We start from the raw sequence: 22,521 nt of genomic DNA on the forward strand, positions 1-22,521 counted from the left end.
CGATGGTATAACCGCTGATTTCCCTAACTTTCACTAAACCACAACTGCATGAGATCAACGCTTCTTCTCGTAATAGCCACCCTTTCTTGTACAGCCATCTTCTGTCAAACGGCCGACATTATTCTTACCAATGGAAAAATCTTTACGTCCAATACTACACAACTATATGCAGAGGCAATTGCAATTAAAGGCAATAGGGTAGTAGGGGTTGGCAGTACACAAACGATAAACAAGCTAAGGAAACCAACAACAAAAGTGATTGACCTGAAAGGCAAAACTGTTGTTCCCGGTTTTAATGATGCACATTATCATCATGAGCCTTATACACTTGGTTACAATATTCCTTTTCCACAGGACGGAAGCGAACCCTCATGGCAACAATTAAAAGACTCTATCGCAGCAGCGATTAGGCAACAACCAAAGGGAACCTTTATCAATGCAACGATGGGCAACGATGTAGGAACGGATACAAGTATCAATCGCTGGGTGCTCGATCAACTTGCGCCGGATCATCCTTTAATGATCAATGCTTATTGGGGCCATGTCACTTACTTTAATACTGCGGCAATTAAAGTCTTTGGAATATCAGAAACGGAACCCGATCAAAAAGGAGGTTTCTTTGGCAGGTTTCCTGGAACACAAAAACTGGATGGAAGAGCGTATGAAAATGCCTGCAATTACCTCCGCTTAAAACGACCAACCAGCCAGCAATTATTCCTGGCAAGCCTGAACGATCTTGGTAAACAAGCTTTGTTTTTTGGAGTAACTTCTATTCAAAACATGTGTACCGGCGCCTCGCCACAACAATTTATCGCAACGCTTCAAAAGCAGTCGCTACCTATACGTCTCCGGCTCATTCAATGGGGAAAGATGAACCAGGATGGAAGCCTTGCATTACCCTCTAAGAACCTGTCACCAAAAATAAAAGAGCTGCCAATGGTCAATGTATCCGGCACCAAGTGGATGTTAGACGGAACACCGATAGAACGGTCAGCATGGTATTCAGTGGACTATAAGGACCAGCCGGGGTGGAAGGGACGTCTCAACTTTACAAAAGCAGAAACACGATCAATATTAGATGAACTAGAAAGTCGAAGAGATCAACCAATGTTTCATGCCGTGGGCGACAGTACAATTGATTTCCTATTGAATGAACTTGGCGAAAAGCCTGGTACATGGTCAGTCCGACGGGTACGCTTTGAGCATGGAGATGGGTTATTACCTGCTTCTTATGCCGCTGCTGAAAAGCTTCAGATTATTGTAGTTCAAAACCCCACACACTTTTCTATTGCGGGGCTATTGAACCAGCGATATACACCCAAGCTCCTGCAAAACGCCGCACCTATGAAATCGCTTTTACAAGCCGGTATTCCTGTTGCGTTGGGTTCTGACGGGCCCTTAAATCCTTATCTTAATATCATGTTTGCCTGCATGCATCCCTTCCGGCCAGCCGAAGCTTTAACCGTAGGGCAAGCAGTGATTGCATATACCAAAACATCCGCGTACGCGGAAATGCAGGACGATAAAGGCATGCTCGCCCCCGGCCAGCTAGCCGATCTTGTTGTGCTCTCACAGGATATATTTACCATTCCCTTGCCACAACTACCCGCAACAAATAGTGTCTTAACGATGGTAAATGGAAAGATCGTTTTGAATAAATTGTAGCGTTCGCCAGGTAGTTGATTTTGTACCCCGCTCAAGTGCTACTATAAACTTTTGTTGCGTCGCACTCGTGTACACCAGAGCTTGCTTAGCAGCTCGGCCCTACAGCTGTCGTTGTGTCTCTTGACCAACAACTATAGCGCTAGCCACTTCAGCGAATGTATTAGTGATGAACACTAACGCAAGAGCCTACAGTTGTACATCTATTTCTACAATACATAGTAATAATAAATTATGTGTATATAATTTCTGCGCAATTCATTTTTACTTCAATTTCTAATTTGCTGATTTTTAGAACGGTTACAACTTGTCTCAGATTTATGAGATAGCGGAGAAGGATTTGTAACAGTTATCTGAGTGGTGAAAGATGTAAACAGATTATTGCCACAACGAAAAGCACAAATGTTACGAGTGCGACAGATCCGTGAACCTGCGAAATAGATAGCAATGAAAAAGTTAATTACCCCTGCGATTGCACTTATTGCAACAGGATTGTTAGGATGCGGTGCATCTAGAGAAATACAGGCAGATTTTGTATCTGCGCAAGTGATCAAAGTTGATACAGTTTACCGCTACCCCAGGCCGGAAAAGGTACTAACCTGGCAATGCCAAAACAAAGTGACCTTTTTCTCATTCGTACCCATGAGTTCCACTTATGCAGTCGGTACCTATCATAGTGTACAACTTACCAAATAAGAACTAGTCTCCGAAAACTTAGAGAGTTTTGTGTCTTTTGCCTGGCCAGGAATTACTTAGCAAAGTAAGTTTACCCCAGTGGGCAATAATGCGAATTAAAATAAAGCTGTCAGGCTGAGCTTGTCCAAGCCTTAGGAAGGCCATGTAAAGAGCGAGATTTATTGTGGGAATACAGTAAATTATCCGTGCCTTAATAGAAGAAAGGTGGTGACAGTCGAGCCCATTTTAAATTGCCATTTTATGAGCCCAATATTCTTTGCCCAGTATGTTGTAGAAGCTGTGCCGCTAAAATTCGCTGTTGATACATTTACCTCGTTATAAGTTTTGCCTTCTATTGCCATCGAAGGTAAAATAGTCGAAGTTCCAGGGTATGAAAATAATAATATGTTTTTATAGTCTCTCAAACTAATAGCTGACCTGTCGCTTGTAATGAAATTACCTATTAAATCTCCTGTTGTTGCGTTGAGCCACGTCGTTTGATCACGCCCGCTTGTAAGTGTCAAAGAAAATCTTTCATAGTGATAAGCAGGATGATTTCCAAAACAAGAAGGTCCGCAGTAATATGCGGCCACGTCTACCTGCTCCAAATTGCTCTTTGTTACAATCACCGAGTCCTCATTGCCAGTCGCCGAATCTTTATAGATGAAATATTTCCCTATAGGTATTTGAATAAACTTCAATCCCTCCCGGTCAAAACTTTGCCTTGCTTCTTCTACGGAACTTGTAGATGACTTTTCGCAGCCAGCGAAAATAATTACAGTAAGTACTACAACAACAAGTTTATTATATCCATGCCAATACATTTATAAACTTTTTTAATCGTGAAAATTATCATCATCAATAAACAAATTAATAAAAATTCCCAGCGCTCCCAATAGGCAAAACCAACAATATTAGTAGATCAAGTAAAGGACTTAATAGGATGCCTAAAAGTAAGTTTACATCAGTGGGCAATAACGCGAATTAAAGTAAAGCTGTCAGGTTGAGCCTGTCGAAGCCTTGGTGAATAACGATCATAAGATAAGCAATACTTCGACGCTTAAACGTAGCAGCCAAGGCAAAGAAAAACACTGGTCCTCTAGGTCGAATAATATTACAAGAGTACAAGTGAGTGACACAACAATGTTTAATGGCACTACAAAAGCTGGCTTATTAATATTATCAACTTTTTTAAAAAGTCTTCAAAAAACGTTCGTTGCTTTAAATGGGATGAAACTATCGATAGTATTACAACCTGTTCAGTTCATCCGGACCGCTGCGCTGCCGTAATTCTGCTTTTTGTCCCTTACTGAATTTGTAGCGCAAGCTAATACCGAAGGTGCGCCACCTTAAGTACTGGTCAAATTCATTTACGTTACCGCCATAATTAGCGGCCCATCTAAACCGCCATCCCTTAGTAAGATCATTGATGTTAACAGCTACCTCTATTTTCTTCTTCCATAAAGATTTACTGAATGCCAGGTCTATGCGATACATCGCCTGTTGATGGTAGAGGCCGGCTGCTGCAGGACCTCTATATAAAAAAGTAGCCTCGGTACGAAAATCTTTAGGCAGTAAAATGGTATGGGCTGATTGGATGTAGTAAAACAGTTGCTCGTTCAAAACCGGTTCATTATTCTGCACGGTAGAGTACTTGCTGTATGAGACCTGCGCCGTATTTCGTGTATCCCACTTTTTTGCCAGCTTTACGGGAATAATCGCTGAAACCCCCGTGCTGTAGCTGTCATCTACATTACCGGTGGTGTAAACGGTAACACTGTTAACAGGATCAGCCATTGGCAGCTCTATCATTACATCTTTCGTATACTGGTAAAAAAGCTGTAGAATATAAAGCTTTTTAAATGTTTGGGTAACGTTGAACAGGTCTGTATACTGGGGACGCAGCGAAGGGTTTCCAACGGTCCAGGTGTATGGATCACGGTAGCTACGGAACGGATTTAAATTGCTGTAGTTAGGCCTGTTGAGCCGACGACTATAGTTAGCAGTTACATTATAACTTTCGGATGCCTTGTGTTGCAGAAAAACAGACGGGAAAAAGTCGAGGTACTTGCGGTCTGTTATTTCCCCCGTTGTCAAGGAATGACCACGTGACACAGTTTGCTCCGTGCGTAAACCAAGCTGCACAGAAGTCTTCTTTGTTAATGTGCCTGTCCAGTTTACATAACCCGCATAAATGGATTCTTTATACTTAAAATAATTGGTGCGTTGTGGATCTATCACCTTGCCATTATTATTGAAGTAAAACCGGAAATCATTATCAGAATCCACCTGGCTAACGCGGCCACCCATCTCTGCCTTATGATTTTTATTGAGTACATAGCTGAAGTCTATTTTCCCTGAAAAAATATCAAAACCATTCGGAGTAAGGGTGTAAAGATTGTCTGTTGTTTTTTGCCCGTCGCTTAAACGCGTAAAGCTGTTGTAGAAATTTCCGTCACCCTTATTACTAACACGAGCAAAATCTACATCGGCAGAAAGCGTAGAGCCAAGTGTATCAAGCTTACCGGAATAATGAATATTTGCTATCGCATTCTTCAGCGTGTTGCTATTGTAATTATCTGCGTCAATAAATTGCGCGGGCTTTTTCGGCTCGGGGCCTATAAAGGTTTCAGTTAGAAATTCAGCTTTAGCGGTATTGGTAAAATAAGAGGCGATAAAGCCTACGCTATGCTTCTCATTAATAGTAAAATCAGAGCCAATACGCAAAGAAGGTGGACCAATGTTAGCCCAACTTCCAACCGCAGTCTGGTCAAAATAGGTGCTTGTGTTATTATTGCGGAAAACCCTTGTGAAAGTTGCTTCACGTCCACTGCCTCTTCGGTTAAAGTCCGATACGAGGAATGAATTAAACCTGCTGCTTTTATGATTAAGTGTTAGACCGGCACCATAAAAATTTTGCTTCAGGTTAGTACCGTATGTAACATTAACGGTACCGTTAGTTCCCTGTAGTACATTCTTTTTAAACACGATATTAATGATGCCGGAAGTGCCTTCAGCATCGTATTTTGAAGATGGATTGCTTATTATTTCGATGCTTTTAATGTTTTCGGCTGGCGTACTTTCCAGTAAGTTGCGAAGGTCACGTGCGGAAAGATAGGTGAGGCGCCCATCAATCATTACAGTTACACCACCCCTTCCGTTTAGTTGTATGGCTCCTTCAGGATCTACAAATACTCCCGGAGCTTTTGATAGCACCCCGAAGGCATTATTGCCGGCTGCCATAGCCGTGCCCTGTACAGTTATTACCAAGCGGTCAGGGAGCTGGGTGATGGTTGGTCGGATGGCAAGTACGTCTACATTTTCCAACTGCTTCCATTCAGGCTGTAGAGTGATTGTGCCCAACTGGACTGGGGTTCCCAAACTATCCGTTGCGGTAGTAGTATCCTTCTTTGTAAAACCGATAACAGTAAACTGCAACCTCCACCGCCCCACTGTTGGTGTCGACAAAGAAAACATCCCGAAGGAGTCCGTTAATGCCGCACCAACAGATGCTGCGTTTTTTTGAACGGGCAGCATCGTAACATTTACAAAAGCAATAGGGTTGCCTTTTTCATCTGCTACCTTACCTGTAATCGCGCTTTTTTGTGCCGCACCTGCTGTACAAAGCAGAGTGGTTGCCAGGATAACTAGAAGTCTAATCATGAAAGAGTTTATGTGCTGTTTATGCGAAAACATAAAGGTTACGAAATGTTTCGTTTTTTGCGAACCGTTCATCCTTTTTTACTACCATCTAACCAATGCACGGGCACCTCTTTTAAAAACATGTGAGCAATCGGGAATTATGAAGGGTGGAAACGAGATCTTTAAGAACGCATAGCAGTAGATTAAATTTGGAAATCATTTAGATTGAAACACCCCTTGATGAAAAGAAATATTGCGATGATCATTTTGTTCTGTAGCCTAAGTGTATCATCCGTTGCACAACCTCGAATAATCCTTGATACTGATATAGACTCTGACGTTGATGATGTGGAAGCAGTAGCAATGGTGCACGCACTAGCTGACCAGCATAAAGCCCAACTATTAGGAATTATTGTAACAAGCGACGACCCTTATGCGCCCACTTGCGTGAGTGCCCTAAATAAGTATTTTGGACGGCCACGCCTGCCCGTTGGATTTCTTACGAATCAGAAGGAGATAGTTCACAAGGAGCGATACAAATACACAAAACAAATAAGCGAGGAGTTTCCGGGCAAACTAAAGTCTTACCAACAAGCACAGGATGCTGTGTCGCTATATCGGAAGCTACTTAGCAAAAGCCCTGATGGCTCTGTGGTTATTATTACAATTGGCCATCTTACTAGTTTACAGAATTTATTGAAATCCACACCTGATAAAATTTCTTCACTAACGGGGCAGGAATTGGTAGAAAAAAAAGTATCAAAATGGCTTTGTATGGGTGGCTATTTTCCAGCAGGAAAGGAAGCAAACTTTTTTAATCCCGACCCTTTGTCGACTGTCTATTGTTTACAACAGTGGAATAAGCCAGTAGTGTTTAGCGGGTGGGAAATAGGTAAAGATGTGATTACAGGTGGACAATACCTGCGCGACAATATCTCGAAAAAGAGCCCCGTATATCGCGCTTACCAGCTTTATAACAATTTTGCCGGCCGTTCAAGTTGGGACCAAACTGCCATCATTCTCCTCCTCGACGAATGGAAAAAGTTTTTTGATACAGTCAAACAAGGGTATTGTTATGTAAGTGCTGACGGAAGCAATAAATGGATGACCGACAAAGACAGTCCGTACCAGGAATACCTTGTATTTAAACCAGATGCAGACGGGAAAAAATTAGCTAAGATGTTAGATGACCTGGTTATCACTGTGTCTAAATAGCTATTGTCGCAGTGATAGGGAAGGACGCTTTTGTGCCCAGTCGAAGTGCTACTATAAAGCCTTTCTTGCGTCGCACGCTTGTACAGTTGTGGTTGGTTCAGCAAGTTCAGCAGCAAAGTAGTAGTTGTGTCTTTTGACCAACAACTTCAGTGTTGTTATTGCTTCGAGGAATGTGTCGGTGGAGAACACCAACAAAGCGGAACATTAACACAAGCGGAAAGGCACTATTTTGCTGCAAATTTCAGAAGCTGTGAAACCATTTTTTCAGCAGTAGATGTATACTCTTGTTCGTACTTTTTCCATAGTTCTTCTCTGCTCGTTTTAGTCCCTTTTGCTTGTCCTTCGTACATTACCGAAAGCGTTGAATAAGGTGGAAGTATAATGCCAATAGCATTAAAGAAATTGGCCACGTCTGCGATGATATGTTGGGCCCCATCACTATCACCTGTTATTACAATTCCGCCAACTTTGTTTTCAAGTCTTGATGGTTTGCCTTCCAGTATTTCATCGTGTATATTATCGAGCCGTTCTATCACTTTTTGCATTTCCGAAGACATATTGCTCCACCAAATAGGTGTGGCAAATATGATGATATCAGCAGCAATTATCTTTGCAAGAATAGCAGGCCATTCATCACCGGCTCCCATGTTATCATAAGTTCCCGGTAGGATATTATGTTGAACAAGTTTGATTATTTCGACTTCTACTTTTTGTTTCCGCAAATGCTCTCCCAAAAATTCCGACAGGACTTGTGTATTAGACAGACCTTCTTTTTTTAACGTAGCAAGTAAAATGATTGCTTTCATAAAATTTGTTTAAAGTAATTGAGCTTCGTTTGTATTGGTCAACAACTGGCCGCAATAATTAGTCGGCTGATGAAAGTTGCAGCTTAGTTGAATAGAAAACAAAGGTACAAGAGTGTGACACAACAATGTTTAATAGCACCACAAAAGCCTGCTCAATAATTATTATTACTCCTCCTAATAATCATCATCGCATCAGCAACACCGATCCTTTTACGAAGACTTCTTTGCCTTGCAGATCTGTTCCGCTAATGATGTAGATATAGACGCCCATGTCGGAAAGATTACCCTTATACTTTCCATTCCACCCGGTTTGTTGGTCGCGCGTTGTGAAGACTTTTGCGCCCCACCTGTTAAAGACAGTAAACTCCTTTAAAGTAATGGAAGTAGCAGGGGGTATCCTGAACACATCGTTTTTACCGTCGTCGTTTGGGGTGAAGGCAGTGGGCATATACAGGTCAGTAACTACTCTTAAAACGGCTTCTTTACTTGTAGTGCATCCATTTGCAGATACGGCATTGAGTTTATAAGTAGTAGTCGCGAGAACAGGAAGCGTAAGAGGTGAAAGGTTTTGCGAATTAGTGAATGCATTAGCGGGGCTCCACGTATACGAGGCAACATTACCAATAATGCTCACCCTCATTTGAACCTGTGCACCTGGCTGTACAATCGTATCAACAGGGCTAACGATGATTTCGGGAACGGGCTTTACCACGAGCGTAATCGTGTTCGACGAATCTGCAGAGAGGGTAGCGCACGATGAATTTGCAGCCGCAACAACCAATTGTATGTTGTCTTTATTGACAGGTGTGTTGTAAGTAAAAGTTGGATTGCCGGTTGCAAGTGTATTACCATTTACCAGCCAGTTATAGGTTGAGGTGCTACCGGCATTTTGTGTGCGGGCAGTGAAAGTTATTGGCTTAGTTCCGCAGATATCATTAACGGATGCTGTAATGTTAACAGTAGCTCTGACGGGTGTGGTTACTTTAATCGTTATGCTGTTAGAAGTGGTATTGGAACTACTGAAACATTTCGTTGCATCAACAATTACTACGCAAGTAACTACGTCGCCATCGTTTAGATTTTGAGTCGTAAAGCTTTTACTATTTGTGCCTGCGTTGGTGCCGTTGATCTTCCATTGGTAAACAGGATTCACCCCGACTTCTGCAGTCGTAGCTTTGAATGTTACCGGAGCATTTTTACAAATGTTCGTAAAATCTGACGAGATACTAATCGACGGATTCAGGGCAGTATTTACAACTATCTTAATGGGATCAGAATAGTCTTTTGTACTTCCTCCCCCGCATTGTGGCACGGTCATACGGCATTGTACTTCAGATCCATTAGTAAGTGTAGTGGTAGAATAGATAGTGCTGTAGGCGCCCACCTCTTTTCCATCTACGAACCATGTATAAATAGGGGTGGGGTTGCCACTTTTATTTGTAGCTGTAAAAGTCACAAGGTCACCGGTACAAATACTGATTGAAGTAGCAGCGACGGTTACTTCGGGTGTAGGCCCCTGGTCGAGAATGATCGTAATGCTGTTGCTTGTTGCCGAAGAAGGTGGGCCGCAATCGCCCCTGGTCATTACCGTACAGGTGATGACCTCGTTATTTAAAAACATATTAGAAGAATAAGTTGGGCTATTTGTTCCAACCGGCAAGCCATTTTTTTTCCATTGGTAAACAGGATTATTGCCGGCGCCTGTAGCGGTTGCGGTGAGCGTAATAGGTGCACCATAACAAACGCTATTTGTAGAAGAGGTGATGCTTATCGCAGGAGCTTCTACGGGATTAACGGCAATCGTGATGGCATTACTTGTGGCTGTATTTATAGGGAGACAATTATAGATGGAAGTTATGGTACAAGTGATGATGTCGCCTGTAACAGGGTTCTCATGGATATAGCCTCTTGAGTTCTGTCCAACGTTTACTCCATTTTTTTTCCATTGATAGGTAGGATTTGTGCCTGCATTAGCCGGGGTGGCAAAAAAACTTATACTATAGTTACTGCAAAATGTTGTTGAGGTTGTATAAATGGAAACGGTTGGTGGAACGGTAGGCGCAATAGACAAAGTAGCAACGGCTGAATAGCTAACTCCACACGCATTAGCAACTGCACAGCGATAGGTATAAGCGTTCATGGAAGGAGTAGCGCCGGTGATTTGTAAAGTATTTGTTTTGGCGCCTGTATAGGTTACATTATTAGGAACATCCACCCATCCAGCACCTGTGTTCACGAGCCACTGATAGGTTGCAGTATTAACTGCCTCGATGGTAAAGCTTGTTGCGCTATTGCTGCAAACAATTACGTCTTTAGGCTGAACGGTTACGGTAGCTGAGGAGGATGAACTTATTTTTCTTACCAGCTGGTTATAAGTGTCTGTTATGTACAGGTTATTACATGCATCTACTGTAACGGCTGTAGGAAACCATAGTCTTGCCGCCAGGGCAGGTCCGCCATCTCCTGAAGTTCCTGCGTGTTGTCCAAGGCCGGCAATGGTTATAATTATTCCTGTGGGATCGATCTTTCTGATTACGTGATTTTGATAATCGGCAGCATAAATATTGCCTGCGTTATCGACTGCCAAATCATTGGGGGAGTTGACCGTAAATTGCGCCGCTGTCGCCGGACCGCCATCGCCTGTGAAACCATAGGTGCCATTTCCTGCAATGGTGATTATTATTCCTGCAGTGTTTACTTTCCTGATGACTGCGTTTTGTCCGTCAGCTATCAGAAGGTTACCAAGGTTATCAACGGCGACACCATCAGGCGATGTGAGTTGGGCGGCAGTAGCCGGACCGCCATCGCCGCTATAGCCTGCAACGCCGCTTCCGGCAATCGTAGTGATAATGCCTGCTGCGTTTACTTTTCTAACAACCTTATTGTATTTATCTGCGATGTAAATATTGTCGAGGGCATCAATGGCCATGTCTACCGGGTTATCAAGTTGTGCAGCTGTTGCAGCACCACCATCACCGCTATAGCCTTTTGTGCCATTGCCCGCTACAGTAGTAATCTTGCCTGCTGCATCGACCTTTCGTACAACAGAGTTAACAGCTTCAAGAATAAACAAATTGCCTTTGCTGTCAATTGCCACACTATTGGGAAACCAAAGCCTTGCTGCCGTTGCCAGACCGCCATCGCCGCTGTACCCAAAAGCACCTGTTCCGGCAACCGTGCTAATTATTCCTGAAGCCGAGACTTTTCTGACAACATGATTGTTGCCATCCGGGATATACAGGTTGCCAAACTGATCGACTGTTGTTCTTCCCGGGTAACTCAACCTTGCTGAAATGGCATAGCCTCCGTCACCCGAATAGCCGGCACCTCCAGGTTGTCCTGCATAGGTGTCGATAGTTTGAGCATTAATTTGTGCAAATAAGAAAAGAAAGAAAAGAGATAATAGTAGAGTAGGATAGGAGCTTCTTTGAATGATTATTGTGCTTTTTTTTAAAACGTCGAACATTGCTTTACCGTGGCTTTATAGGTCGCCGCAAGCGTTGATGCAAGTTTGTGTTGCACGATACCAACTGCTGCGATAATATGACATCAGCATAAAAACGCTGTTTCTTTTGTATTAGTATACATGAGGGGCAACTTGCAGCAGCGGCTAACGGTGTAGATTGATGAATAGAAAAAGATCGTGGCCGAATTTTAAGAATAACGGAAATAGGCATCAAAAACATACAAACCGCTATTTTGTCTTTTGGAACCTCATGATTTTATTCTTGTTTAGATTGGCCCATGTAACTACCCTTTCCTTCGATTCGATTGCATCCATAAAAGATGCAGCTGTCGACCTTCCTTTTACACCTCCATCAATTGAATATAAAACCAGGTAATTTTCAATATCGGGAAGTACCCCTAAGATGGTACCTGTCTTTGAAACAAGTAGTCGGGTAGGAAAGGTGTTGATCTTTTGTTTGTAGAAATTATTTCCGGACTTCAAAGCTTTGTCTTTAGCCATGAATAATTGAATGCCGGGCAGTTTGTATTTACTGATCATGTTTTTCCATCGCGGCTTGTTCGCGATATTATCGATACAGACACTTACAAAAACCACATTGCCGGAAGGCTTATAAGCTGAGTAAAGATTTTTAAAAGCTGGTATTTCATTAATGCAAGGAGCGCAAGTGGTAAACCAAAAGTCTAAGATTACAACTTTGTTGTTTACACTCTTTAGATTGAAGACATTTTCGGCAGTGTCTGGTAAAGCAAAATTTGGGGCAAGCTTACCGTTCAGAAACTTCAGTTGCTGTAAGTATTCATCAACATCTTCTTTGTCAAGAACCTGGCCGAGAGAAAATAGCGGTGATAGTAAAATAAACAGCAGGATAGTTTTAAATCTTTTCATAAGCAAGGTTGCATCTTAAACATTTAGTTTTCAGTATGAACTTATCACTAATAGCCTGCTCTAACAAATCTTAAAAAGTTCTATCAATATTATCGCTGTTGATCTTCATAATGATGCATGTGCCGTGAATTCGAGAAACATATAAAATGTCAAAAGCTTTAAAGATGATTATCGCGAGCTATGTCAAAACGCATTAAGACACGGAGCTATGAAAGCCCTTCGACTTAGACAAGGTCAGCGTTTTGCATTATTAGGATTAAGCTTTTTAAGCACTAATTTTAAATATTCTTATAACACAACTAAAATCAATTTTTATGGTAGAAAATCTGAACAACCTTGTAAAACAAAACGCAGATGCTGTCATCATCAACAACACTGCTATCCCCAACGAGCGAAACGAAGAAGCGGTGCAGGAAGCAAGTTCCGCAATAGAAAATTCTTTGAAAACTTCCTTATCAAGCGGCAACGTGAAGGAAGTCGCTAACCTTTTTAATAGCGCGGGAGAAAACGTCGCTTCAAGTCCAGTAACTCAGGAGGCGACCGGCAATTTTATTGACAGACTTCAAAGCAAGTTTGGCCTGAACATCACGCAGGCCGCCAACATTGCAAACAACCTGATACCTACGGTATTTAAGAAATTGGTTCAACAAACATCCGATCCTGCAGACAAAAGCTTTGATCTTCAAAAGATTTTTAACGAGGTAAGTGGCGGAAAAACTGATGGGCTAAATGTTCAGGGAATGATGAATAAACTTAAAGGAAGCATGGATAAGGATGGCGATGGCGACGTTGATCTCCAGGATTTAAAAGCGTTCTTTACCGGAAGCGGTGGGGTAGTAGATAAGGTAAAAGGATTGTTTAAGTAGAGCCGGACTTGTTAGATAGATAGTTGTAATGGTTGTCTGAAGATTGTTATTGCATTTGCAGGAATGCATTCATAAAAATGGCCCGCTATAGGTTTAATCCTTTAGCGGGCCATTTTTTAAATACCCAAAATCTCTTTAAAAATTCTTTTACTGTTTCTGGAAATCGACCGTCAAACTCTTTGTATTTAAAGTGACTTTATAAGTACCTGCTTCGGCACTTGTCAGCTTCCATTTTACATCGGGGTTGCCGCCGGGGCTAAGCTGAGCTTTGTTGTTACTAATAGATTGCGCAGCAGTAGCAGCCCCAAACGTATCGGAGCTGAAGTTTAAAGCAGTAGGAAATTTTATTTCACCTGCAGTCAAAGGACCGGTCCACGTGAAAACGTTCGCTTCTGTGCCTTTTGTCATCGGTAGGGCGTTTGCAATCGTCCATCCGGCAGTGGTTGCATCGCCGATCAGGTAGGCTTTATCGTAGTCCAATGTTATCGGATCGCCTGCCTTCAGCTCCTTGCTGCAAGATGCAACTAAGACTACACATAGTATTAGCAAAAGTGAATTCACCGCTCTGAATGTTCGTCTGCTTCGTGAGGCGGCTGTTAGAATAAATTTCATCTTTTTTATGTTTGATATTTTTTAATTGACAGCTTCTACGTCTGTCACAGAAATTGAACAGCTATTAATATCCCGGGTTTTGTTTTAACTGCGGAGACAGGTTAAGGATGGCCTGGCCGATTGGAAAAATCTGTGTGTGATTATCCGGATCCGGCGTCTTATCCCACCATGTACCAGTATTAAATACTCCCCAGCGGATCAAGTCTGTACGTCTGCGTCTTTCCACCAAAAATTCACGCATCCATTCGTCCAGCATTTCGTTGTCGTTTAATTCGCTTCCTGAAACGCTGTACAAACTTGGAGAACCTGCAGGATAATTTCTCTTGCGTACTGCATTTAACAGGCTTGCTGCCCCGGCCTTATCACCTGCTCTGTACTTACATTCTGCAAGTGAATAATAGATTTCTGCGTACCTGATTTCAGCATAAGCAGATGTAATTTTATTAGGATCATCAGAAGGATAGATTGGATATTTAACCGGCCACACTCCCGAGTTATCGTCTGCGTGATTCATGTTAGACTCTTTGTCGGCAGGCACCTGTCCCGGAGGGGTAGCTTTAAATAATCCTACCTGGTCACGCGCGAAGATTGTATAACCCCGGTTGCTTTTAACGAACTGGTTAGGGTTATTGTAGTAGGGGAGGTAGCCGTACATGAACATCCCTTCACGTTTACTTCCACCCAAATTCTTATACTTTTTCAGACGCAGGTCATCACTGTATTTCTGAAACTTTACAAAGGGTTTTCCAAGTGCAAACGGATATTCTACGCTGTCAACATTTCTTCCGGGTTGCAGTGCATATCTTGTATTCATACCTCCAAAGTCGGTGAAGCCAAAATAGTTCTGCGCCTGGTGAGGACCCATCCACCAATACATATCACCCGTGTACTGCCAGTGTGTAAGTGCGAAGCTTCCGGGGAAGCCAAAAATAACTTCAGGAGAAGTAGAGTTTGTATAATCGAACGGAGCATCCCAACGACTCTCTAAAGCATAGGTGCCATATTTGCCATTGATGATGTCCTGGCAAACTGCTGCACACTGGGTAAATTTATCCTGCCCGATGTACACCTTTGCATTGAGGTATAGACGTACTAACAAAGACGCAGCTCCTGCTTTTGTCCAGCGTCCAATAGAGCTTGTCCCTAAGGCTTGTCTTGTAGGAAGTCCGGGAATTGCATCCAGCAATTCTTTTTCAATGAAATCGAAAACCTCCTGCGGTGTAGCCTGAGGCGGCATAGTTCCCTCTCCTTTGATCTTTGTAACAATGGGAATATTTCTATAGAGATCAAATGCGCGAAGGTTGAACCAGGCGCGTAAAGTTTTCAATTCTGCAACATAATCTGCCTTCTCTGCTTCTGCCAGGTTAAACTTAGCAGGGTCAATTGCCTGGATGTCCTCAAGAGAGTTAGTCGCTAAACTGATACCTTGGAACAGACCGGTCCACATATCACTTGTGTAATTGTCCTGTATGGTCCAGGTGTGATAATGCAACCGCTGGTATAGTCCACCATCAAACCAGTCGCCTTCCCTGTTTGGCGTCATCAACTCATCAGAGGGTAATTCTTGTGCATAGAAGTTTCCACCTCCCTGGATTGTCCAGTAACCATGTTCAAATGCCCTTAGAAAATCCCGAACAACATCATCTTTCGTTTGAAGAAAGTTGGCTGAAGTAATACGATCATACAAGGTTTCATCGAGTTTCGTACAACTATTAGAAAATGCCATAATGAAGCAACTGATGGCAATCGTGTACTTGTATTTATTAATGAGTTTCATCTTATTAATTCGTTAAGCGTTAAAATTTAAATTGTAATCCCACAAGCAACTGCAATGATGAAGGGTAGTAGGACAATGATGAGTTGATACCCGGTGTTAATCCATTAACCTGTACTGACTCAGGATCGCCTGTTGTGAACTTAGTGAATGTGTACAGGTTTCTTCCTGTTAAGTAAAGCCTGCCTGAATTCACAAATTTTATCGGTGACTTAAAGTTGTATCCCAGGGTTACGTTGTCAATTTTTACATAGCTACCTTCTTCCAAAAAGTAATCAGACAAGCTGGAATAAGTTGCAGGGCTGGTCAACGCTGCATATTTACCATCGCCATAGGCTGTAGTAAGCACATTAGCACCTGACTGTGTTACCGGAGTTCCTGCATAAAAGGCAGTAGTATTAAAGATTTTGTACCCAAAAGTTCCTCTCAGGTAAATATTAAGATCGAGGTTTTTATAAGTCAGGGTATTACCAAGACTTGCAGTATACCTTGGCAACCCATTACCTACGTATTGTTTGTCAGCAGCAGAAGCCTGGTTTCCGGGAATAATTTTTCCGTCTTTATTATACACTAACAATCTTCCGACAGCATCTCTTCCTGCAGACCGCAGCATATAAAAACTACCGATTCTTCTTCCTTCTTCCAAACGTTGCGCTGTTCCTGGTGAACCCGGGCTTGGCATACCAACCATGTCAACAAACTTTTGTCCGCGGTAAGTTTCGTTTGAAAATGATACGAACTTATTTTCATTGGTAGATCCTGCGAAAGAAAGGGAATAATTAAAGTCTTTACCTCTTATTGCCTGCGCTGTCAACTGAACTTCAAATCCTGTATTTTTCATTGTACCAACGTTCGCAAAAGTGGTTCCCTGCACGTTAGGGGGAACGGGAACGTTATAACTTCCCAACAAATCTTTATTGGTTCTAACATAATAATTTAAGCTACCTGAAAGAACACTCTTCAAAATGTCGAAATCTACACCAAGGTTGAAGTTTTGTGATTTCTCCCATCTTAGCTCGTAGTTTGTATTCTGGCTAGGCCCCCATACCTGGTAAGAAGTTCCGTTGTACAGGTAGTAACCATAACCAGAATAAGTATCAAGGGAAAGGTAATTTCCAAAATCCTGGTTACCTGTTTCGCCATAGTCGGCACGTAATTTCAACTCGCTGATCCAGGGAACGGAAAAGAAGTTTTCGTTGCTAATTCTCCAACCAACCGAAGCGGCCGGAAAGTAACCCCACTTGTTAGCAATACCGAATTTGGATGAACCCTCTCTTCTTACGCTCGCAGACATAAAATACTTCTTACCGAAGTCATAGTTTAATCGGCCAAAAAAGGAAATCAGCTTTGAGTCATTTTTGAAAGATCCAACCCCATTTTGCCCCACCAGAAGATTGTAGGCACCAGTTCCAAGATTGTTATAGGTTAACACATCTGAAGGAAATCCCTGGTTTGAAGCGTTCAGGCCGGAGCTATTTGCATAAAAGTAAGAATACCCTCCTAAAAGCTTGAAAGCGTGAGGACCGAGGTTGAGCGAATAATTGGCGATCCACTCAAGGCTTTTCTGGTCATTTTTATTGTAATCTCTGCCGGCAGTATTTCTACCACCATTCGAATTGATCAGGCTTGTATTATACGAAGGCGTAAAGTTGAAGCCAAAGAAATCCTGTGTTTGCTCACCTACCGTAAGCTGAGTGTAAAGATCTTTCGAGATGTTGAGCCTGAATGAGCTGCTCATATCCAGGTATTTGCCTTCTGTTCCACTCAATACTGTATTGAGTTCTTCAATCGGGTTGTATGATCCCGAAAAACCTGTGCGGATGTTATAGTACCTGTTAGGATTTGCCGTGTCTCTTATAGGAATTGTAGGGTTAAGTGTAATCCCCTGGTTAAATGCTCCGTAACTCGCATTGCTTGTTTTAAGATAACGGGGAGCTATGGTAACAGCCACCGTATATAAGTTATTAGCTGAAGTATGGTTTAGATTTAAACGCGCACCATATTCCCTTTTGGCCGATCTTAAATCTAAACCTTGTGCATTACGGTAGTCCAACGAAAGCAAGTAATTTGTCTTTGAACTTCCCCCTGAAAACTGGACTGTATGTTTTGTAGAGGTTGCATGATCCCTGCTAACTGCTTTAAACCAGTTCGTATTTCCGCCATAGTCAACCCCTCTACCACGTTTTACAAACTCGTCGCGTGAAAGTACTTTCAGCTGGTTGGTAGCAAAATCAAAACTCGTGTAACCGTCATAAAAAGCTTGTGGCTGGCCTGTGCCTTTTTTAGTAGTAATGATAATAACACCATTTCCACCACGGGTACCATAAATAGCAGAAGCTGCGCCACCCTTCAATACATCAATTGACTCGATATCATTCTGGTTTATGTTATCGATGTTTCCGCCGGGTATTCCATTTACAACATATAAAGGTCCCAGTCCTGCATTACGAGACGAGGCACCGCGAAGTTGAATATTAGGTGATGAGTTAGGATCTGCAGGAGCAGTATTTACAACGGACAATCCTGCCACTTTACCTTGCATTGACATTAAGGCGCCATTTCCACCTACGGTCAGTAAGTCTTTAGAAGAAAGATGGGTAACCGCGCTGGTAACTTCTCTTTTTTCCAAGGTTCCGTATCCGACCGAAACTACTACTACGCTGGTGAGCGAGTTGGCGGATGAACTAAGCGTAACATTAACAGGCCCATTTCCTATCGGCACTTCCTGGGTTACAAAGTTTACAGAACTAATAACCAGGGTAGTGGCATTCGATGACACGCGCAACGAAAAAGCTCCATTAGAAGAAGTTTGTGTTCCCGTCGTGGCACCTTTTACTAATACAGACGCATTAGCTACCGGTGAACCCGTAGAATCGGTTACCCTTCCGGTAACTTGTCTGTCTTGTGCAACCGCTCTTCCTGCTAAAAGGAACAAAGGCAGGACGATCGCTAAGAGTAATTGTTTAAACATCATTTGTTTTAAAATTTAATAAAAAGGTTATGGTGATGTCAGAATTGGCTGAAGAGTCTGCAGGTAAAGTACTAGGACAAGATCACTTGCTTATTAAAAAGAATACAAGAAGGCGGTGAAAAATGTAAGAGAAACAAATTTTGAGAAGACCGGTCTACATACAATTTCATACGGCTTTCGTTTATCAAACTTGCTAGAAGCAGCTTTAAGGCGATGCAATATTATGAAACATTAAAAAGCAAAAACACAAGTGAAGAAAAAAAATTTTCACCGATTCTAACCGACCATTCGTCGTCGAATTTGTAGATTTTTATAGCCTGCAGTGATGATAGTTTAAGTGGTGGTGTGTGATCATGTTAAGCTGTTAAGTGATTGCAGGAATGAGTTTTATTTATTATAATTGAGGTAAGAGGCATTGCGGCGATGCAAGAGGAGAGATCGGGAAACAATAGGTTTTATAAGACAAGAACTTTCCTTCCATTGCGTCGTCCTAAAAGCTTCTTTTAGCTGACTGTGTTTTGCTTTCCTTTCTTCCGCAACGGTTTGCCATGTCCCGATAAGTAGTGTGTAAATTTTAGGTTCTGTGGATTTTAAAAATTATTTTTCTTCTATAACCAAATCTAATTAAGATGAAAGCAGCCTTCCCTGCAGTAGCGTTTATTCTTGTCGGACTTATTTCATCTTGTGTTTCTAAACAGGAAAAAGAACTTGGCAGAAATTTGTTACTGGGTGCAGGATTTGGCATTAACAGCGCTACATTAATTGTCCAAAACTTAGATAGCGCCCGAAATTATTACACGAATGTTCTAGGGTTTAATTTGCCGCGGCCAAAAAAGTTCAATCAGGGAAGCTATGATGGAACAGTGGGTCTTTCTGTTTATTTTCCTGACCTTTCGTTTATAGAACTTCTTTCAGTTAAGGATACAGGACTGGTTGAAACGAAGCATCCATTTATTACTTCTTTTGCCCAGCACCAGGAAGGCGTGCGCGTATACTCGCTATCCACGTCTTCGGCTGATACAACATACAGTTGGATGAGTTCACAAGGAATTAAAACAGAGGCAGTCAAGGCCGGCCGTGCCACAGCAGAAATGCCAAAGGGCTGGAATTGGGATGATGGCGGACCTCAATACCGCACTATAGAGTTTAGCAGTAAAAACCCTCCCGGTTATCTCCCCAGCTTTACAGAATGGATTGGTTATCCTTACCAGGAAATGCAGGAAGGATGGAAACCTTACTCCTGGCGCAAATACTATCCGGAACAGCCTAACGGCGTAGTGGGAATATCTTCTTTGCTTGTTGTTGTTAACAATCTTGACTCTGCGCGTAAGGAGTTTTTAAAAATAGGACTGACAGAATTGGAAGCAACTAACACCTCTGCCGGTTTTAAAATAGCACACAGCCAAAAGTTGCTTTTGATGGCCCCTAAGTCTCCAAACAATGAGCTTAGTAACTTTTTGAAAACACGCGGACCAGGTGTGTATGCTATACGTTTTGAAGTAAAAAAACTTAAAGACACGCAGGAGTTTCTGAAAAAGAAATTGCCGGCTGGAGCTTTGCGGTTTGACACGTCATTGAAACAACTGACAGTACCAAAGGAATATGCATACGGTGTTCAACTTGAATTTATAGAAGAACCGAAAGAGCAGGCAGAACTAGCTAAAATATACAACTTTAAGGAAGGTTCGAAACTGGATAGCGCATCGTCGCGGCATGCCTTGGGCATCTACACAAAGTACTGCGCCTTGTGTCATGGCAAAAATCGTGAAGGCTACGCGGCAGACTTTGCGCCTTCATTACGTTCCCATTCCTTAATGGCGACAACTCTCTTACCCAGATACAGTTACAATTATCTCAGTCATACTATTGCTTATGGGCGTTCAGGCACCGCTATGGCACCCTATGCAAAAAGCCAGGGCGGACCGTTGGATGAGGATGACATCGATTTATTGTTACAATGGCTCCATGAGTTGAGCGGCGTAAAAAAACCTATTGAAATGTCAACCAAACCTGTCATAGGCAATGCAACGCTCGGAAAAGCACTGTACGCAAAATATTGTGCATCCTGCCATGGTATCAAGGGAGAAGGAATTCGTGCACCTGCACTAGGAAACCCGATGCTGTTAGCTACAGCCAGCGATGCGTTTTTACGCTACACCATTTCAGAAGGGAGAGACAGCACTCCAATGCCTGCATTTAAAGACAGCCTGAGCAAAGTTGAAATCAATGCGGTTACAGCTTATATCAGAAGTCGGGCTTCAGGCTGGAACGCTCCTGAAGCAGTTACTATGACACAACCCCTTTCTAAAAATTATGTATTAAACCCAAACAAGAAGGCACCGAAGTTTACATTACGTGACGACCGCTACATATCTGCGCAACAACTTCTAAAGGCATTAAAAGACAGTTCGCGTATGATTTTACTGGATGCCAGATCGGAGGCGGCATGGCATCAGACACATATTCCAGGTGCTATTTCTGTGCCTTACTACGAAGAGCCTGATACCTTTGTTAAGCGTATACCCAAAGACAGCACATGGATTGTTGCTTATTGTGCTTGTCCTCACGCTGCCTCCAACAGAGTTGTAAACACATTGCGGCGCTTTGGATATAAGCATACAGCAATTCTTGACGAAGGGATTCTTGTATGGGCGCAGCGCGGGTATCCCGTGCAATACGGACAAGGCAATATGACTAAAAAGTAAAGCAAAGGAACTATTACCACCTATAAGTTCCAAAAGCTATTGCTGGTAATGGGCGAAACAAGAAGTGGTATCAGTAAGAATTGAACGAAGCTTTATTGGTTTAATTATTTATCCCTTGGCGTAACTTGCCCATAACTCGTCTAAAGTTTTCCCGGTCAAATTTTTCCAGCTTTCTGCACTATAAGTATGTTGGCGCAATTGCGAGTCTAATTTTTTTACGATCCCCTTATGTTGATTTGTTTCAAGCCAATTAAAAAAAGCAGCAGTTATGCGATAACTATTCGTATAGCTTTGTCCCGCTTTATATGCAGGTAGTGCCCATTTTGCTCCTTCATTATTTACCCCAAACTTAAACCTCGCATAATCTGCGATTCCTTCTGTAAGCCAACCCGGACCGCCGCTTCTCCCATAGTTCTGAACGATATGCATTACTTCGTGCGTAACTACATCAATATCCTGTGGATGCTTTTCCATATAGTTCGAACTAAATACTACTTTTCCGCCGCCGGTTGCCGCTACCCCTTTATAAGCAGTATCGATCAAAAATTTTACCTCCTTGCTTGTATTCTTATTGTATTCTTTCGCCAGCTTAGGATAAACTTTAAAAAAAGTTTTGATAAGTACTTCCTTCAGAGCTGGATCAAATGAAGAGTTATTGCTTTCGAACGTTAGGGTGTACCCTTTTTTCGAAATGATATCTTGTCCCTTCACTTTTGAAGAAGAAAAACAAACAGAGAAAACTGTGGCGGCTAGTAGAATTAATTTTTTCACTAAGGGGTGTTTTTATAGATGATAATGTTTGCAACAATACTAAGTTTTGTTGTTACATTTTTCATAGTCATCCAACTTATTTGTTCGAGTATAATTGCATCGAGACTATTTCGTCCTGCTAGTGCTATTAAAGAATTTCTAAGAGGCAGATACAGCGTATGTATTGAAATTAAAAAACCCTTGTAAGTCATTGCAAAAAATGAAGTACAAGGGTTATTAAGTGCCCAAGACTGGATTCGAACCAGCACATCCTTGCGAACGCTGCGACCTGAAGACGAAAAGTGCGTGTCTTTAATCGCCAATATTTATGGCAGCAACTAAATGAGTCGTTTTATATGGGATGTTGTTTTTATTTTCTTAAAAGATGTAAATGGCTGAAAATGAGCACAAAAGTTTTATAGCGTAATCTTTGATGTGCTGCTCCTTATCCAGTCGGGGCACTTGAAGAAGGGCATTTCCTCGGTTTTA

The 22,521-nt window shown here is 42.2% G+C and carries 14 protein-coding genes; 5 read left to right on the forward strand and 9 right to left on the reverse strand.

Annotation, left to right across the window (positions count from 1 at the left end):
• The first annotated feature begins 48 nt into the window (after nt 1–48).
• Nucleotides 49–1,665 carry an amidohydrolase gene (locus SAE01_RS18035; protein WP_147205197.1) on the forward strand — a complete coding sequence of 539 codons (1,617 nt, stop codon included), beginning with the start codon at nt 49–51 and terminating at the stop codon, nt 1,663–1,665.
• 444 nt (nt 1,666–2,109) lie between these two features.
• Nucleotides 2,110–2,358 carry a hypothetical protein gene (locus SAE01_RS18040; RefSeq protein ID WP_147205198.1) on the forward strand — a complete coding sequence of 83 codons (249 nt, stop codon included), beginning with the start codon at nt 2,110–2,112 and terminating at the stop codon, nt 2,356–2,358.
• Nucleotides 2,359–2,537: 179 nt separating this feature from the next.
• Here SAE01_RS18040 and SAE01_RS18045 read toward each other — a convergent pair whose 3' ends face one another.
• Nucleotides 2,538–3,161 carry a hypothetical protein gene (locus SAE01_RS18045; RefSeq protein ID WP_147205199.1) on the reverse strand — a complete coding sequence of 208 codons (624 nt, stop codon included), beginning with the start codon at nt 3,159–3,161 and terminating at the stop codon, nt 2,538–2,540.
• A gap of 424 nt (nt 3,162–3,585) precedes the next feature.
• Nucleotides 3,586–6,000: an outer membrane beta-barrel family protein gene (locus tag SAE01_RS18050; RefSeq protein ID WP_170234200.1), complete on the reverse strand. Its 2,415-nt coding sequence runs from the start codon at nt 5,998–6,000 to the stop codon at nt 3,586–3,588.
• Between the two features lie 219 nt (nt 6,001–6,219).
• Between SAE01_RS18050 and SAE01_RS18055 the strand changes: the two genes are divergently transcribed.
• Complete coding sequence (locus SAE01_RS18055) at nt 6,220–7,194, forward strand: nucleoside hydrolase (protein ID WP_218029190.1); 975 nt, start codon at nt 6,220–6,222, stop codon at nt 7,192–7,194.
• Between the two features lie 224 nt (nt 7,195–7,418).
• Here the strand turns inward: SAE01_RS18055 and SAE01_RS18060 are convergent, their stop codons facing one another.
• The 3 genes from SAE01_RS18060 to SAE01_RS18070 form a co-directional block, all read right to left on the reverse strand.
• Entirely contained in the window at nt 7,419–8,000 is a 582-nt protein-coding gene (locus SAE01_RS18060) for a flavodoxin family protein (RefSeq protein ID WP_147205201.1), read from the reverse strand.
• A gap of 184 nt (nt 8,001–8,184) precedes the next feature.
• Nucleotides 8,185–11,466, reverse strand: coding sequence for an NHL domain-containing protein (locus tag SAE01_RS18065; protein WP_147205202.1), 3,282 nt, complete (start codon nt 11,464–11,466; stop codon nt 8,185–8,187).
• Between the two features lie 228 nt (nt 11,467–11,694).
• Nucleotides 11,695–12,354, reverse strand: coding sequence for a TlpA family protein disulfide reductase (locus SAE01_RS18070; protein ID WP_147205203.1), 660 nt, complete (start codon nt 12,352–12,354; stop codon nt 11,695–11,697).
• A gap of 314 nt (nt 12,355–12,668) precedes the next feature.
• Here SAE01_RS18070 and SAE01_RS18075 point away from each other — a divergent pair, with 314 nt between their 5' ends.
• On the forward strand, nt 12,669–13,220 hold the full coding sequence (locus tag SAE01_RS18075; protein ID WP_147205204.1) for a hypothetical protein: 552 nt from the start codon (nt 12,669–12,671) through the stop codon (nt 13,218–13,220).
• Nucleotides 13,221–13,367: 147 nt separating this feature from the next.
• On the opposite strand, the gene SAE01_RS18080 is transcribed toward SAE01_RS18075, so the two are convergent.
• From SAE01_RS18080 to SAE01_RS18090, 3 genes are all read right to left on the reverse strand, one after another.
• Nucleotides 13,368–13,832 (reverse strand): SusF/SusE family carbohydrate-binding protein, encoded by a 465-nt coding sequence (locus tag SAE01_RS18080; RefSeq protein ID WP_147205205.1) that lies wholly within the window; start codon nt 13,830–13,832, stop codon nt 13,368–13,370.
• A gap of 64 nt (nt 13,833–13,896) precedes the next feature.
• On the reverse strand, nt 13,897–15,609 hold the full coding sequence (locus tag SAE01_RS18085; RefSeq protein ID WP_147205206.1) for a RagB/SusD family nutrient uptake outer membrane protein: 1,713 nt from the start codon (nt 15,607–15,609) through the stop codon (nt 13,897–13,899).
• Between the two features lie 19 nt (nt 15,610–15,628).
• Nucleotides 15,629–18,580: a SusC/RagA family TonB-linked outer membrane protein gene (locus tag SAE01_RS18090; protein WP_246113274.1), complete on the reverse strand. Its 2,952-nt coding sequence runs from the start codon at nt 18,578–18,580 to the stop codon at nt 15,629–15,631.
• A 626-nt stretch (nt 18,581–19,206) separates the two neighbouring features.
• On the opposite strand from SAE01_RS18090, the gene SAE01_RS18095 reads away from it, so the two are divergent.
• Complete coding sequence (locus tag SAE01_RS18095) at nt 19,207–21,282, forward strand: c-type cytochrome (RefSeq protein WP_147205207.1); 2,076 nt, start codon at nt 19,207–19,209, stop codon at nt 21,280–21,282.
• A 108-nt stretch (nt 21,283–21,390) separates the two neighbouring features.
• Here SAE01_RS18095 and SAE01_RS18100 read toward each other — a convergent pair whose 3' ends face one another.
• On the reverse strand, nt 21,391–22,053 hold the full coding sequence (locus SAE01_RS18100; protein ID WP_147205208.1) for a basic secretory protein-like protein: 663 nt from the start codon (nt 22,051–22,053) through the stop codon (nt 21,391–21,393).
• Between the last annotated feature and the right edge of the window lie 468 nt (nt 22,054–22,521).

The sequence above is a fragment of the Segetibacter aerophilus genome (assembly GCF_007991655.1).
In the GTDB taxonomy this organism is placed as follows: Bacteria; Bacteroidota; Bacteroidia; order Chitinophagales; family Chitinophagaceae; genus Segetibacter; species Segetibacter aerophilus.

Excerpts from the sequence above, each read along its gene's own strand:
- SAE01_RS18035 (WP_147205197.1), top strand. The coding sequence starts at position 49 with ATGAGATCAACGCTTCTTCTCGTAATAGCCACCCTTTCTTGTACAGCC.
- SAE01_RS18040 (WP_147205198.1), top strand. The coding sequence starts at position 2,110 with ATGAAAAAGTTAATTACCCCTGCGATTGCACTTATTGCAACAGGATTG.
- SAE01_RS18045 (WP_147205199.1), bottom strand. The coding sequence starts at position 3,161 with ATGTATTGGCATGGATATAATAAACTTGTTGTTGTAGTACTTACTGTA.
- SAE01_RS18050 (WP_170234200.1), bottom strand. The coding sequence starts at position 6,000 with ATGATTAGACTTCTAGTTATCCTGGCAACCACTCTGCTTTGTACAGCA.
- SAE01_RS18055 (WP_218029190.1), top strand. The coding sequence starts at position 6,220 with ATGAAAAGAAATATTGCGATGATCATTTTGTTCTGTAGCCTAAGTGTA.
- SAE01_RS18060 (WP_147205201.1), bottom strand. The coding sequence starts at position 8,000 with ATGAAAGCAATCATTTTACTTGCTACGTTAAAAAAAGAAGGTCTGTCT.
- SAE01_RS18065 (WP_147205202.1), bottom strand. The coding sequence starts at position 11,466 with ATGTTCGACGTTTTAAAAAAAAGCACAATAATCATTCAAAGAAGCTCC.
- SAE01_RS18070 (WP_147205203.1), bottom strand. The coding sequence starts at position 12,354 with ATGAAAAGATTTAAAACTATCCTGCTGTTTATTTTACTATCACCGCTA.
- SAE01_RS18075 (WP_147205204.1), top strand. The coding sequence starts at position 12,669 with ATGGTAGAAAATCTGAACAACCTTGTAAAACAAAACGCAGATGCTGTC.
- SAE01_RS18080 (WP_147205205.1), bottom strand. The coding sequence starts at position 13,832 with ATGAAATTTATTCTAACAGCCGCCTCACGAAGCAGACGAACATTCAGA.
- SAE01_RS18085 (WP_147205206.1), bottom strand. The coding sequence starts at position 15,609 with ATGAAACTCATTAATAAATACAAGTACACGATTGCCATCAGTTGCTTC.
- SAE01_RS18090 (WP_246113274.1), bottom strand. The coding sequence starts at position 18,580 with ATGATGTTTAAACAATTACTCTTAGCGATCGTCCTGCCTTTGTTCCTT.
- SAE01_RS18095 (WP_147205207.1), top strand. The coding sequence starts at position 19,207 with ATGAAAGCAGCCTTCCCTGCAGTAGCGTTTATTCTTGTCGGACTTATT.